The 15,311-nt window shown below is 38.8% G+C and carries 14 protein-coding genes; 2 read left to right on the forward strand and 12 right to left on the reverse strand.

The features are described from left to right. The first annotated feature begins 1 nt into the window (after position 1). Complete coding sequence (locus LXL81_RS08400; RefSeq protein ID WP_234646281.1) at positions 2-769, forward strand: glycosyltransferase family 2 protein; 768 nt, start codon at positions 2-4, stop codon at positions 767-769. Positions 770-786: 17 nt separating this feature from the next. Here LXL81_RS08400 and LXL81_RS08405 read toward each other — a convergent pair whose 3' ends face one another. From LXL81_RS08405 to LXL81_RS08435, 7 genes are read right to left on the reverse strand one after another with little or no spacing between them, the layout of a single operon-like run. Next, positions 787-1,965: a glycosyltransferase gene (locus LXL81_RS08405; RefSeq protein ID WP_234646282.1), complete on the reverse strand. Its 1,179-nt coding sequence runs from the start codon at positions 1,963-1,965 to the stop codon at positions 787-789. A 37-nt stretch (positions 1,966-2,002) separates the two neighbouring features. Continuing rightward, positions 2,003-2,866, reverse strand: a complete 864-nt coding sequence (locus LXL81_RS08410) for a beta-1,6-N-acetylglucosaminyltransferase (protein ID WP_234646283.1) — start codon at positions 2,864-2,866, stop codon at positions 2,003-2,005. Between the two features lie 11 nt (positions 2,867-2,877). Beyond that, on the reverse strand, positions 2,878-4,401 hold the full coding sequence (locus LXL81_RS08415) for an O-antigen ligase (protein ID WP_234646284.1): 1,524 nt from the start codon (positions 4,399-4,401) through the stop codon (positions 2,878-2,880). After that, positions 4,402-4,548 carry a hypothetical protein gene (locus LXL81_RS08420; protein WP_234646285.1) on the reverse strand — a complete coding sequence of 49 codons (147 nt, stop codon included), beginning with the start codon at positions 4,546-4,548 and terminating at the stop codon, positions 4,402-4,404. Between the two features lie 12 nt (positions 4,549-4,560). Next, positions 4,561-5,733 carry a glycosyltransferase gene (locus LXL81_RS08425; protein ID WP_234646286.1) on the reverse strand — a complete coding sequence of 391 codons (1,173 nt, stop codon included), beginning with the start codon at positions 5,731-5,733 and terminating at the stop codon, positions 4,561-4,563. Further along, the gene (locus LXL81_RS08430) at positions 5,730-7,910 is read right to left on the reverse strand and encodes an exopolysaccharide transport family protein (protein WP_234646287.1); all 2,181 of its coding nucleotides are present in this window, start codon (positions 7,908-7,910) and stop codon (positions 5,730-5,732) included. The genes LXL81_RS08425 and LXL81_RS08430 overlap by 4 nt, the downstream gene beginning before the upstream one ends. After that, positions 7,907-8,539: a TolC family protein gene (locus LXL81_RS08435; protein WP_234646288.1), complete on the reverse strand. Its 633-nt coding sequence runs from the start codon at positions 8,537-8,539 to the stop codon at positions 7,907-7,909. The genes LXL81_RS08430 and LXL81_RS08435 overlap by 4 nt, the downstream gene beginning before the upstream one ends. A gap of 134 nt (positions 8,540-8,673) precedes the next feature. Here LXL81_RS08435 and LXL81_RS08440 point away from each other — a divergent pair, with 134 nt between their 5' ends. Further along, a complete protein-coding gene (locus LXL81_RS08440) occupies positions 8,674-9,291 on the forward strand; it encodes a DapH/DapD/GlmU-related protein (RefSeq protein WP_234646289.1) in 618 nt (205 codons plus the stop codon). 44 nt (positions 9,292-9,335) lie between these two features. On the opposite strand, the gene LXL81_RS08445 is transcribed toward LXL81_RS08440, so the two are convergent. The 5 genes from LXL81_RS08445 to LXL81_RS08465 form a co-directional block, all read right to left on the reverse strand. Next, complete coding sequence (locus LXL81_RS08445; RefSeq protein ID WP_234646290.1) at positions 9,336-10,559, reverse strand: sugar transferase; 1,224 nt, start codon at positions 10,557-10,559, stop codon at positions 9,336-9,338. A 20-nt stretch (positions 10,560-10,579) separates the two neighbouring features. Next, on the reverse strand, positions 10,580-10,969 hold the full coding sequence (locus tag LXL81_RS08450) for a response regulator transcription factor (protein ID WP_234646291.1): 390 nt from the start codon (positions 10,967-10,969) through the stop codon (positions 10,580-10,582). A 498-nt stretch (positions 10,970-11,467) separates the two neighbouring features. Next, positions 11,468-13,816 (reverse strand): PAS domain-containing hybrid sensor histidine kinase/response regulator, encoded by a 2,349-nt coding sequence (locus tag LXL81_RS08455; RefSeq protein ID WP_234646292.1) that lies wholly within the window; start codon positions 13,814-13,816, stop codon positions 11,468-11,470. Positions 13,817-13,854: 38 nt separating this feature from the next. Next, positions 13,855-14,439, reverse strand: a complete 585-nt coding sequence (locus LXL81_RS08460) for a DUF4202 domain-containing protein (RefSeq protein WP_234646293.1) — start codon at positions 14,437-14,439, stop codon at positions 13,855-13,857. A 165-nt stretch (positions 14,440-14,604) separates the two neighbouring features. Then, positions 14,605-15,243: a pyridoxamine 5'-phosphate oxidase family protein gene (locus LXL81_RS08465; protein WP_234646294.1), complete on the reverse strand. Its 639-nt coding sequence runs from the start codon at positions 15,241-15,243 to the stop codon at positions 14,605-14,607. Positions 15,244-15,311: the final 68 nt, after the last annotated feature.

Here is a 15,311-nt window from a genome sequence, read left to right on the forward strand (position 1 = left end):
CATGAAAACTGAATATTATTTTGAAGATGTTACGCTTCTGATCACACACTACAACAGAAGCCAGTCACTTGAACATCTTTTACAATCATTTATAGATCTTAACTGTACATTTAAAGATATTGTTGTTTCAGATGACGGAAGCAAGCCTGAACACCTGGAATACCTTAAAAAAATTGAAAATCAATATCATTTCAGACTGATTACCACACCAAAAAATAAAGGCCTCGGCAACAACATCAACAAAGGCCAGGATGCTGTCAAAACTTCGTTGACTCTGTATGTTCAGGAAGATTTCACGCCAACAGACATATTTCCCGGGCGTTTTGAAAAATGTGTCGGCCTGATTAACGAGCAGAAGGAATTAGACGTAATACGTTTTTATGCATATTTTGAATATCCTTACCTGAAAAATCCCAGGGATGGTTTTTATGAAATGGACTTTAAATTATGGAAACCAGGGTACAAAAAATTCTATGTGTATAGTGATCATCCACATTTGAGAAGGACTGATTTTTTCAAAAAATTCGGGCGGTACGTTGAAGGCCAAAAGGGTGATGTAACCGAATACGGTATGATGATGTCTTTCCTGAAAAATAAAGGTAAGGCATTATTCTACAAAGATTATACTGGATTATTCATCCAGAAAAACACCGAGGCTGAACCGAGTACCATGAAAAGAAATCTCTGGCGCGAAAGCGATAACATCCTGATTTCTCAACTCAGACATTTATACCGTCATTTTAAATTCAATCTCGATTATTTGAAGTAATTGTTGCAGCAAAAAGATTAGAGAGATTTCTGCATTGCTTTATAGATTTCTCCCACACTGTTTTCCCAGGTGTGAGAACTTGCAAAAGCACGGCGGTCTTCTGTTTTGCTGACGGAATTTTCTGCTAAGGCGAGTTCAATTAAATTAATATAATCTTCTTTCGTTTTTCCAAGATAAACATGGTTAGCGAAAACACTCATTGCATCCGTTTTTGTAGCAACGGTTGGTTTCCCCACAGCAAGATATTCATCAATTTTACGTGGATAATTTCCGATCGTAACCTCATTTAAAAGCTGAGGATTAATGCAGACATCAAAAGAATTAATATAGGACGGTAATTCGTCCAAACTTCTGGATCCGGTAAAAATTACATTTGGCAATTTATGCAGATCACTTTGAAGAAATTCATTGTCTTCCGGGCCAACCAGAATAATCGTCCATTCGGGTTTCACCGTTGCAATATGATGAAGCAAATCCAGATCTAACCGCAAACTTTGCAGCGCTCCGACATAACCAATTCTAGGGCTGGAAATCGATACTATATCTTTTGGCTCACTGGAATGCATTCCGTCCAGAAAAATGTCAAGATCGCATCCCTGACCAACATAGTAGGAATTAGGATTATATTTTTTGCAATAGTCCGCCAAATAAGTTGAATTTGCAACGCAAATGTCACTTTTCGCGATAAGCTGAGGTTCAAAAGTTTTGCCATGCCGTTTCCAATAATCTACCGCCAACATAAAATCACGGGAATAGTAGATAGAAAGTTTTGGCATTAAAAGATCTTTCAGATAAAAACTCCGAAAGATGTCATTATCATTAAAATGAATGAAGTCTTTAAAGTTAAGTTGTTGAATAGCAGACTGAATACTTTTAGCAAAAGTCCGGTTGTTCAGTTTATTCAGAATATTGAAGATAAAATCTGACGGAATCCAGTTGATAGATTCAATCAGCCTGTCAGGATAAAATACCCAGAGATTTTCCTGAATCTGTTCCAGCCCGTTTTGCTTTTTGTTAATAATATTACGTCGCTTGTTAACTTTTGGATCTTTGTTGTTACGCCACAAGCTCGCGCTGTCCAACGGCGAATTGACATATAAAACTCTGTTATTTTTACTAAATTCAAGAGCAATATTTTTGCAATTACTGCCAATTTCCACATCCCAGGCTTGTTGACCGGTAATAACTATATCCATGCTTAAAAATACTGTAAAAATTAAATTAATATTGGTATTACAACGGTTTCCTATCAAAATCCGCAATTATTCCGTCAATAAAATCGAACAATTCCGGATGCGCTTTTAAATCAAATTTTCTCGCAAACAGTGAACCGGATTGTATTAATTTATCCGCATCTTCCATTGACAAAGTTTTAGGACTTGCCTTTCCTTCGGCCCAATCGATATACCTTAAATTGTTATTTGAAATTTTTGTTCTAAAATCGGAATTGTACAAGATTGTCTGAAATATCATTTCATCAGGTGCCCAGGTAAGTCTAAAAAAACTGGCAACATTGGCGTTCCTATCAAGATAGTCAAGAATATACTTCACAGACTCCATCGTCAGGCTCATCCATTGTGACCTTCCAACCGGAATGAGGCCGTTAGGCATTTGTCGCAGAGGGGCTAATTTATGCAGGTATTTTTGAAGAAGATATTTCCCTGGAAATGCGTAATTATCCAGGTGATATCTGGTTATTCTCGGAATGGCTTCCTCCCATTCATGATAGACTAACCGAAACTCCATAAAATTTTGACCCTCATTTTCTTTGAAGAAATTATGGATTTCTTTCGGATTTTTAATTGGATAGTCCGATCCGCTCAATAAATTAATGATACCAATTTCAACACCGGAATTCTGAATTGCCCTGAAACCATTGATCGTTGCCTGTACAATGCTATATGCCCCCCACCTAACGTTTACTCTTTCAGGAATAAAACGTACCCTGGCGATTTTCATTAAAAATTCAAAATAATGTATATCCGCCTTTTTATCCAGATGCACAAAAAAACATGCGTCCTCGTGCTGCAACTTATGGATCAGCCTTTCTAACTGTTCAGGTTCAGCATGTGCTAAAATCAAGTGGGCAATTTTCATAAGATTCCGGTTTAGACCGCTGATGTCAGTTTACCCTTCTTTATTTTTGCTTGTTCCCTGTCATCCAGCATTTTCGTTGCGCCAATCAGGGCTATAACGAGAGAAAAATAGACATTTGCCGGAAACTGAACGAGTGCCTCCTGGGGGTAATTTCCTACGTTATACGCAAACATCACCAGAAGCATACAGAGGCAGTAGTTTTTCAGTTCAGGATTTTTAATCTGGTAATAATTATTAATTCCAACTTTCAGAATCGTAAACATCAGGCAGCAAAATATAAAAAGTCCAATCCAGCCAAGTTCGACCGCAACACGCACATAACCACTGTCCGGTGGAAATTTCGCCAGAAATGAATTAGGGGCAAAACGAATACCCCAGGATCCAACGGCTCCTAGTCCCCCGCCGATTGGATGGGTCAGAATATAGGGTTGTATACGTTTCTGGTTAACGGCCCTTACCTTGAATGACGCGTCATCGCTGGGTTTAAAGGCAGACTGAAACCTGAAAAGTGTTGGATTTGATGTTGGAATAAATATCAAAACGAGAATAAATACAAATGCGATCGAAGCGATGATGGCTATTTGCTTACTTAATTTTAGAAGACTAAAAAATGCCAATCCGACCGGTACAAGCACATATGCACCGCGGGTACCTGAAAAGAGCATTGCTGAAATGAATATTAATGCAAAAAAAGCTAAAACTAATTTTTTCCAAAGCTTAAATGGGCCTGCCATTAAACCTACACAAAGTAGCGAACTGACAACCATGTGATAAGAAAATGACACCGGGTCAGAAAAAATTGAAAATTTTCGCCAATGTCCTGAGATGAAGAGCAAATCCGCAATGGCCGGATCGGAATGCAACCACTCATCCTCAGATGCAGAAAAACCAATAAACTCCTGCTTAAAGCCGTAAAGTGCTCCAACCAAGGATAATATAAGCCATAATTTGAGAATCAATCTTATGAACTGAATAGTATTTATCTGATAAACAAATACAAAATACATCATCAACACTATGGCAACAGAACGAATGGTATATACCCACGCCAATCTTGATTCTGCAACAGGATTAGCCACTTCGATAAAATTGAAAAAGATCCATATCAGGATCATTGTTGCTATGGGACCTTTAAAAACTTTCCAATTGGGATTTTTCTTTTGAGAAATGAAAAATCCCAGCATCAATAATGTTTCGACAACATCAATAGTCGTTCCCCAAGGGACGTTAAGACCAAGCCTTATAAGCGAAAAAACGAAAATGGCGAGGATCAAAAGAAAAACAATACCAAATTTAGGTTTGGCAACAATGGCATACAAAGATGTTGCACCAAAAATGACAACCAAAATTCCCAGTCCTGCCTTCAAACCATACAACGACGTGGCAACACCAGCGGCTAAGGAAAAGGCTAAAAGAAAAAGTATGCCCGGAAGGTTATTGAGTTTTTCATCCCAAACAATTTGACGCAATTTTTTTTTCAGAGAAGTACTAACTTTCTGTTCCTGAAATGTTGTCGGATTTGACTGAATATTCACTTATAAAAACAGAATTTTAAAGAAAAAAAAGAACACACTGATAAAGGCAACAACCAAAGCCGACTTCCTGGTAAATTTTTCCAGTGGAGTAAGGTGATCAAAGTTTCCTTCTTCACTTTTCTCTTCTTTTTTTGGATAGATTTTCATAAAAAATGGCTGTTACTTTTGACTTGCCTGTCCGTGACGTGTTGCTACCGATATTTGATTTGCTTTTCCTGATTTGACAAGTGCTACAAGCTGAAATGCAATAAATTTCGGAATATTGATAAGTGACTGATATATTCTCCTGTCGGTCACGGAAAGTTTCAGTGCCAGGTAAAATCCTATTACAAACACAGATAAAGCCAAAAACCACATTACCGCAACCGGGATTGACATGAACAGATTTATGAATAAAAATAACAGTGACAGAAGAAGGAAGATGAACAGTGGTGGCCTGAGCAGCACAAGTCCAAAAAGAAACTGATTCTTATCGAAATTGGTAATACCCATGAAAAATAGTTTGAATCCCAGGCGGAAATATTTAAACCAGGTATTTATCCAACGCGCTCTTTGGTTAACAAGCTGATCCGTTCCACTCGTCTTTTCGTCATAAACTATTGCCCGTTCGCAGAATGCTATACGGTAACCTCTACTGACAATGCCCTCCTGAAGAACTTTATCAAATCCTGCTCCGGTAACATCGAGGTGCTCCAAACATTTCCGGTATAGCGAAGTTGTAAATGCCATACCTGAACCCGCCAAAGTTGCCGAAGAGCCTGCACCGAAAAGAACTTTACCATCGTAAAAGTGATAATAAATATCCCGCGCCGCGTCCAGGCAAGCATATGTACTGTCAAGATTTTTTGCCTGCCTGACACCCTGTACCGCTTCAAAACCCTGATCAAAATAAGTATTCAGCTCATTTAAATATTCAGGATCCGTTAAATTATCACTGTCAATTATAGTTAAATGCGAATGAGGTCTTTCAAAATTATTTATTGCATAAAAATGCGACCGGGTATTACTCCCCAATGTAATTGGCGGACGAAGCAAAGTTACCTTATTTGAATTAAAATGAAGATTGGTTATATCGCACTTATCCGCAACAACATAAATATGATAGTTTGAATAATTCAATCCCAGCAACGAGGCAACAACTGCCGGCAGCTGCTGAGTCTGTTCATAGGCAGTCACAATTATCCCATAATCCTGAGAACCAGATAAAACAGCTTTTTTGGGATTTTCCTTGTTGCCCCTCATCTTGTAAATGAGCAATAGTAAAACAGGAAAAACCAGATTATATCCGATCACTATCTGTAACAGATACCAGAAAAATTCAATTATTTTCATGCCTCAACCGTTTTTCGGACTTTGCCAGCTTGTTCGCGCATACTTCCAGTGTTAGTTAAAACCCATCCGGCAAATTTTCCGTCAAGGCTGTCCAAATATTGAATTTTAGAAGCGTCCTCCTCGGAAATCGTTTGTCCGGCGGAAAAAACTGTTACGACCTTATCTGTATAAGCGATCCATTCTTTTGCTTTATTCATTTGTGATAACGGATCCGTTTCGATCAGGATCACATCAAATCGGCTTTTCAGTATAGTAAGTTTTTCCTGAATTTGTTTATCGTACGATATTTCAAGAAGCGACGAGTCACCGCCGCGGTTTCCTAAAACCGTAATTTGTCCGGGAGATGCTTTTATTACTGATTCGTTTTTGAAGAAATTGACAAAAAGGTCAGCGTCCGGATTTAAAGTTGAGATAGCAGGATGGCCAAAATTACCGTCTATGATCAGTACTGTCTTATTAATTTTTGAAAATGCCCATGCTAAACCTACAACAAACGGCGTTTTGCCAACACCACTGGTCAAACTTGTAACGGCGATAATCTTCGGATCTTCAATTTCATTATCCAGTTCATAACGGATTGAACGGATCAGGTTTTTATACAATAAGAGTGATTTCTCATTAGAGCCACCCGCACCAGAAAGATTCAGCGCAGAATCGCTTTCAAGTTTATTAAGATAACCGAGTACTGGTCTTTCCATGGCATTTGCCAACTGGATAGGATACCGGATCGATTTGTCCAGATAATACAAGATGAAGAAAACAAAGACACAGAAGGTAAAGCTGATCACTCCTGACAAGATAATCAAAACCATTTTTTTAGATGCCTGAACCTCTCCCGGCAACGCTCGTTCGATTAAATTGAGATATACCGGAAAGCTGAATTCCAGACTTGCGTCATTGTATCTTTGCAAAGCCTCAATATATTCTTTACTGGCAATATCAATTCCTGTTTCGTATTCCTGTATCCTGGCTTCATTGGGGACCAGGCCATCAAATTTTCTGTTTAGCCTGTTCAATTCTCCCTGAATTGAATTGACGCTATTTTTAGCCAGATCCAGAGAGATTTCCATTGTCAGTTTTTGTGTTACCAAATCCTGCTTGGCTGACATCGGATTATAGATATATTTATCTGATGCTCCTGCTATCTGTTCGGTTAGCTTGTTTTGCAGTGAATCCAAGCTGCGTTTAACAACAGGATTAAAATTGCTCACAACATACTTGTTGTTTAGATCTTTCAGCGCAAGCTTACTCGCTACAATATCTTTGTTGATAGATACCAGGGCGCTTTCAAAATACCGCCTGTCGGCCGGATCAAATTTGCTGTCAATGTTTTTAATGGCAGCAGTGTAAGAAATAATTTCCTTCTCGGCAACCTCTCTGCGGGTTTCAAAATCTGCCATTTGCCCATAGATACTTTTTGCCATTTCATTTAAATTCAGAACCCTGTTTTGAATTTTAAAATTTCGAAGCGTATTCATCCGGCCATTAAGGGCAATCTGTTTTTGTTCAAGAAATTTTTGAAGAAAATCAATCGTTTTCCTACTATTTTCAACGATTCTTGATGAATTAGAAGCTATAAATTCCTTACACAGCGTATTAACTACAAACGCCGCCAGATCAGGATTTTCGGCTTCGTAATCGATGTTGATATAGTCGCCCGCCCCAGTCCTGTAAATTGTCAGTTTTTCTCTTATGGCATCCGCATCATAACCCATGTCCACAATTATTTTGTTTAAACTGTTTTCATAGGGATTTGACAAAACCAGCTCCTCTCTTTTTCTGTATTTACTTGTAATTAAGGCAATTGCCTTTGCCTTATCTGCCTTGGACATATTCTTTAGCTCTTTCACGGGAGCACGCCACGTCGAATCTTTTACACTTTTAAGATCGTTCAGAATCAGACGGTATGATACCTGATCCATGATCTTTTTAAGCTTCATCATTTGCATGAGGCTTTCAAATTTCCTGGCAATCTCTGAATCCTGTTCGTCTTTGGATTTGGTGATTACCTGATCAGTTTTGTCTACCAGCCCGGTTGCTATTCTGGCGTGTGTTTTGTAGGTGTCGGGTAGTCCCTGTACGAGAAAATAGCTTACTATAACAGTAATTATGGGTACCAGAATTAATGTAAGCTTGTTTCTTTGCAATAATCTTATAAACTGTAAAAATTCACTCATTTTATATTTTCAAGTTTTTGTCCCAACAATTCTTCCAGTGAGCTTTTTGCGATTAAAACTTCACTTTCAGCAATAATAATATTTTGTGAATGTGCCGATTGCATCATCAACACTTCATTATAGTTTTCAAGAGTTTCTTCCCCTTTTTCAAACTTATGTTTTACACTTGCCAGCATACTTAAAACATCAAGCAAAGCTTCGTTTTTCAATCTCAGCACCGCAATCTTTTGTAGATAAGTAAAATACCGCTTCTTAACTTCCGCTTCAACATTGAGATCATTCGTTAACTTTTCAAACTCAGCAGTGGCCAACTCTCCTTTTGCTTGTTTGATAACACTTGGTTTTTGTAAAAGCGAACCAATGTTTGCGAAAAAACCCAGTTGATATCCTCCTAAGAAACTGGCAGCACCTGCGGTTCCGTTGCTGCTATTCGGACTGTATAAATAACCCGCAGAAAAAATATCGAAGTAAGATAATTTGGCCTTCTTAATGCCATATTCCGCTATGGAAATACGCGTGTCAAATATTTTATTTTTAGGATAATTCGTCTTGCAAGTAGCAACAAGTTTGTCCAGATATTCATACGAGATATCTCTGCTCAGAGATTCCTGCGCATGTACGCTTTGCATTATTAAAAAGAAAAAAACCAAAAACACTGCGTATTTCATCTGCATTAATTTTTGAAAAAAATATATTATTAAAAACTACTTTTGCTTTTAGTCAGATCATTTATAACTCAACGTTCCCAAATAAACCTTCTATTATGTCAGTTTCCGATCAAATCAAGGGCAATCCTAAGCTTAAAAAATTTATTCACTGGCTTCTTATTCCAACTAATCAGGCTCGTCCGCGTCTTTGGGTCAGGCTATTTTTAAATCCGTTTTATCATAAAAAGGGAAACGGTGTGATTATTCGCCGACGTGTCAGAATGGACGTAGTACCTTTCAACCCATTTTCAATCGGAGACAATTCTGCGATTGAAGATTTCAGCACGATTAATAATGGTGTTGGAGACGTTCATATCGGAAATAATTCTTTGATTGGCATGGGAAATGTAATCATTGGTCCGGTCACAATTGGTAACAATGTCATTCTGGCCCAGAACATTGTTGCGAGCGGACTTAATCATAATTATCAGGATGTCACAAAACCTATTCACCAGCAGGGTGTTAGTGTTGCTCCGATTGTCATTGAAGATGACTGCTGGATAGGTGCCAATACTGTTATTACTGCCGGCGTAACAATCGGCAAACATTCTGTGGTGGCGGCTGGCGCCGTAGTAACCAAGAACATTCCGCCCTATTCCGTTGCCGTTGGAAATCCTTCCCGCGTGATCAAAAGATTTGATGAGGCGCAAAATCAATGGATTAAGACCATCTGACATAGTGAGTATTATAATGCCGATAACTTACTGATTAACTCAAATTAAACGTTTTCAGACTGGAACAAGGCCGGGAAAGTCATCAGGATAATTTTCAGATCCATTTTGAAAGAGAAGTTTTTGGCATATGTAATGTCAAGTTCTGTTCTTTCTTCTTCTGACATATCCGATTTTCCTTTTCCACGTTTTGTCACCTGCCAAAGACCGGTTAATCCAGCCGGACCGGCGAAGCGCAAAATAGCGTGGTCGGTCGTTAATTTTTCAGCTTCGTATAATGGCAAAGGACGATTGCCAACAAGTGACATATCACCTTTTAATATATTGATAAGCTGCGGGAGTTCGTCCAGACTGGTATTTCTCAGGAAATTACCAATTCTTGTAATCCGCGGATCATTCTGAAACTTCATGAATGCCGCTTTTTGTTCTTTTTGGTTTTGGTAAACCTTTTCACATATCTCTTTACCATCCAAAAACAAACGTCGGTTACAAAAGCCTCCGCTATTACATTCTTCGCAGAAATTTGAATTTTCAGATTTCACTTCCTGTTCCGCAGGTTTTGCGTTGTACATATTTAATGCTGCCATTTTTCTAATCATCTGGTCAGCATCTGTACGCATAGTCCTGAATTTGTACAGGTCGAAAATTTTGTATCCCGCACCTACCCTCTTCGATTTGTAAAAAACAGGACCTTTTGAATCAAGACGAATAAGAATTGCAACTAGGATAAAAATTGGTGAGAGCAAAATCACGGCTCCACCGGTGGAGATCACATCGATCGCACGTTTCCAGAACGGTGTGCGCTGCTCTTCTGACTGTATTTTTTTCGAGGCTTTACTGGCCACATACCACTGGCGCTTTGTAAAATATCGAAGCCTTGTAAGAATATCACCTTCTGTAAAATCTGCTGGGAAAATGTCATCAGCCCTTTTTGCCTTCGCATTGCGAATTACGGCCTGATTTAAGTTGTCCACCAAAACTACAAATGGAATATTGCCAAAGCCGGGACTGCTGCGAACCTGGTCAAGCAATTCCCAAGCCCCGCTCCTAACGTGCGCCAGGATTGCATCTGCCGGAAAATATTCCTGCAGGGCTTTTAGCAGTTCCTCTTTATCCTCGAAATATTCAATTTGTAAAAAACTACCGTAGTTGGCTGAAAACCAAAGATATTGTTCAAAATCTTTGCTCAAATAAGCTATACGGTATTGAGAAGTAGGCGGTACCTTCGAATCAACCGAAGTTCCGTCAGACTGGCTTGTCCACTCCATCATGCTAATGTAGATTTATAGTATCAGGAATATCTTTTGCTACGTCTCAAAATTGCATTAACCTTGGCCTGGACTTCAACAGGATTAAAAGGCTTAACCATAAAGTCATCTGCGCCAAGATTCAGGCACTGTATCCGTTCACTGCTTTCATCAGACCCTGATAGAATAATTACAGGAATATCAGCATACAGATTACTCGCCCGGGCAATTTTTAAAAACTCTTTTCCATTCAGATTTGGCATTTGCAGATCTGCAATAATCAAATCAACCTCATTGCCTTCTTCAAGCCAAAGCATACCTTCGGCACCGTCACTTTTGACAAATACATTGAAGTCTTTTTTCAGAAAATGTTCCAGTATCTTGCAAATACTTGGTTCATCATCCATTACCAGTAGAGTTTTCCGTGGGTTCATATGTTGAGTAAAATAGGATATACGTAACTATCGATTTTATATAATGCGTGTATGTTCCTGGGCACAAATACAATTCCCAGCTGGTTAGAAATCAGCAGTTCAGTTTTGAAATATTCTTTACGATTCTGTGCTTTATTCAAAATTTGAAGTATTGAATCTGCCGAGGGTTTGGATAGAGCGAATATAAACTTATTTCGCAACTAATTTGTAATATGATCTACAATATTCTTGTCGAAAAATTGCTTAGTAAAATTACGAACAATAGCTACAATCACCAAAATACGACAAATAAAATTCATAATACGAACTAAAAGTGGCGATTCAAGGCTAAAAAGGCACATCTACTAAAAAAACGTATAATTAGCTTCGTTACCTAAATGTAGGTAGTAATTATTGTGCAATGAAGAAAATATTTTTTCGCTGACTTTTCGCTAAGAAGTTATCAAATCCTGACACTACAAGTATTTCTACAAAAAATGCAAAATATAAATTACTGTATCAATTTGAAGATTGCTTGTAATAAGCGATTTTTGAATACAATTCGTTTGGGTTGAAAGGTTTGCTCAAATAGTCATTCATACCTACGTCAAACGCCTTGTCTTTTACATCAAGCATAGCAGAGGCCGTAAGTGCAATAATGGGTAAATTTGCAAATTTGGCACCATCCAGCTTTCTAATTTTCGCTGTTGTTTCATAACCATCCATCTCGGGCATCTGAAGGTCCATGAGAACCATATCATAGTCATTGGTTTGCACAAGCTCAAAAGCCAGAAGGCCATTTTCTGCCACATCGCATTCAACATCCCATTGTTTAAAAAACTGTTTTGCAAGAATTACGTTGATGTGATTGTCTTCGGCAATTAGTATTTTCGTACCCTTTAAACTTTTAATTTTAGGAAGATCTGCTTTTGCCTGTTCCAGCAGTTGTTTCGTACTGGTCTTGAAACGCATACTAAAAAAGAAAACAGAGCCTTTACCGATCGTACTCCGAACCTCAATTTTACTTCCCTGCAATTCGAGAAGTCTTTTTGTGATCGTCAGGCCCAATCCTGAACCTCCGAACTTCCTTGTTGTATCTGAACTTGCCTGTGTAAAACTTTCAAAAATGTTATCAATTTTGTCTGACGCTATGCCTATACCGGTATCCGAGATTTCAAAATCAACGACAACATGATCCTTATTCTGACTGGCCAGGGACGCAGAAATTATAACTTTTCCGTCATCCGTAAATTTAACCGCATTGCTGATGAGGTTAGTAAGGATCTGCCCCATGCGCACCGGATCGCCCATAACTGCCCGATTCAAATCACTGTCGATCATCAGTTTAAGCTGGATACCTTTTTCCTTTGCTTTATGCACCATTCCAAGCCTGATATTCTCGACGAGATTATGAATGTTGAAATCCACCTCTTCAAATTCAATTTTCCCAGCCTCTATTTTACTGAAATCAAGAATATCGTTTATTAAAACGAGGAGATTTTCAGCTGAGAATTTCAGAATATTCAAATATTCCATTTGTTCAGGACGGGGATTTTGCTGTAAAAGCAAATGCGTAAACCCGATCACCGCATTCATTGGCGTCCGGATTTCATGGCTCATGGTAGACAAAAACTGAGATTTTGCCGTGGCAGCCATCTCCGCTTCTTCTTTTGCCTGAACCAGCTCGCGTTCCGCTTTTTTGTGTTCATCAATATCAAGAATTGCGCCGTAGAGTTTTACAACATTTCCAGCTTTATCAGTTCCTGCTCTACCTATTGCATGAATATATTTTACCTGACCGCCAGGAAGCACAATGCGCAAATCGAAGCTGGATGATATCTTTTCATTGACAGCTTTTTGAATCTGAGTACGGTACAGATCGCGATCTTCCGGATGTATTTTTTTGGTAAATTCTCTTGTCCTGGGTGCTGTATCAGTAGGCTCCATTCCAAAAATCCGGAATGTTTCAGCCGACCAGTAATTTTTCCCTGTCACCAGATCCGCTTCCCAGCTCCCACTGTGTGTCAGCTCCTGGGATTCTGCCAGCATGGCTTCATTCCTTCTTATTAATTCCTCAGCAAGTTTTCTTTCAGTGATATCATGCCAAACGACAAGCAAAACCAGTTTCCCGGCAACGCTAACCGGATTAAGGGTAACCTCAACCGGAAATTCTTCACCACCAATCTTTTTATGAATCCACTCAAACTGATGATATCCCGTTTCGTAGGCGATTTTGTCCATTTCTATGGATTTTTCATCAGAACGTCTGCCGTCTGGCTGAAATTCCGGAGAGAAAATGGCGGGGTGGTAAGACAGTAAATCAGATTTATTTTTGCATTTAAGCATCTTGATTGCCGCTTCGTTACAATCTACTATGCCGGTTTCGTCAAAGAGTAAATGAGCGTCTGTTGAATATTGAAAAATAACACGAAGCTTTTCATCAGCAAGTTTCTGGTTTTTTTGTTCATTTTGTGAAAGCTTTTCTTCCAGAAATTTACGATGCTGTATATCATTAATGGAGCCAGCCATTCTCACGGCCTTTCCATCGACGAATTTAGCTATACCCGAACATTGAAAATATCTGAACTCGTTTGCTTTGGTTTTTAATCGGATTTCTACTTTGTAAGGAACATGATTTTTCAATTGTTCGTCAATACCTTTTTCTACAATCTCACGATCTTCCGGATGAACCAGTATATCCAAAAATGTATGATAACATGGCTCTAACTCACCCGGCTCGTATCCCAAAATTGTATATATCCTGTCTGACCAGATTTGCTGGCCGGTAATCATATCCCAATCCCATATCCCGGCGTCAATACCGGATATTACCATTTCTAATGATTCATTCCCAAAGCTTGCTTTCATTTTTGTTTAAAGCATACGTGTTTCACTATTCCTATGTCTCAACCAGCGTTTAGTGCTTTTTTCAAAAGTGCGCTCCCCTCTTCACTATATTGAATAGCCAGCGCAGCTTCCTGTCCGGGAAGACTCATTTTGCCCCAGGTTTTCTGCAAAATGTCGATCATTTTTTCCTCACTCAATTTCTGGATCAAATCATCAAACTGAAATTCAAGAAAAACAAGACAAAGCGCATTTTCCATTGTCTGGACATCCTTGTCTGCTTTTATTCTCTGTTTTAGTATAATTTGTTTTACCCTGTCAATGACAGTCTCATCAAATCCGGCTTCTAAAAGCAACTCAGAAGATTTTTGCGCATGAAACCTGGCCAGATCGCTTCTCCATTTCAGATAACCGACGCGGCCATCGGGATAAGATTTTCTTGCTATTTCCCATCGCCCGATATGCTGACTTCTTGAAGCAAGCAATAGTGCTTCCGGTGCATCTGGTTCAAGTTTATTTACCCAATCATATAACTTTAACGCATAAAAATATTCTGAGGGAAACACTTCTCCATTCCACGTGACCCGCTCCGGTGAAAGCTTATTATAATTGTCAAAAAGGGTGAAGGCTTGCTCTAATTTGTTCATGCTGGGTCGAATCAATTCTACAAGATAACAAAGAAAGAACAAAAACTTAAAATTTTGCTATTTTAAACAAAGGATTACCGCATTTGGATTCAGTCAAAATAAAACGTCCACCAAGATCCGGTGAAGGACCCTGATGAACGTATTCGAATAGTGCTTGCGGCCTGACTATTCTGGTTGGAGCAGATGCTCCGGCAATGGAATATTTTCACTGGAACTATCGCTCAATGGCTTCAAACGACTTGTTTTTAAAGGTATAAGGCCAGACCAAATTGGCAAATCCTGATCTTCCTCTTCATCAATTGGCATACCGGTCCTTATTTTGGCAGACGCCTCATCCAATGCAAAGGCCAGCGCGGTAGTTTTCTTTACTTCATTTAACTTTACCGGACGAAGATAATCCCAGCTTCCCGGAACAATCTTATTTGTCAGCCATTCAAACGATGCGATTTTCAATTCTATATTATCTATTACTTCGGCTTGCGCAAATATGACTACTGATCTGTAATTTACCGAATGGCTGAAAGCTGATTTTGCTACCACAAGTGCGTCGACAAGCATAACCGTTATGCAAACCGGAATTCCTTTTTCAATTTCCCTCATAAAATGACTTCCCACGGATCCATGAATGTAGATTTTATTTTCATAGCGGACAAAAGAAGTAGGAATTGAAAACGGCTGATTATCAACCGCATAACTAATGGTACAAAAAAGTGCTTCATCAAGAATCGGATAAATGGATTCAGGATCAAAATGAGCCCGTTTTGCCGAACGGCTCGGAATAATTTTAGATTTCGGTGCTGACATATTTTGTTTTTTTACAAATTTGTCGGATAATTGGATTACTGTTATCATCCAATTATAATAAATTTGGT

The organism is Dyadobacter sp. CY356, from assembly GCF_021440195.1.
GTDB lineage: Bacteria > Bacteroidota > Bacteroidia > Cytophagales > Spirosomataceae > Dyadobacter.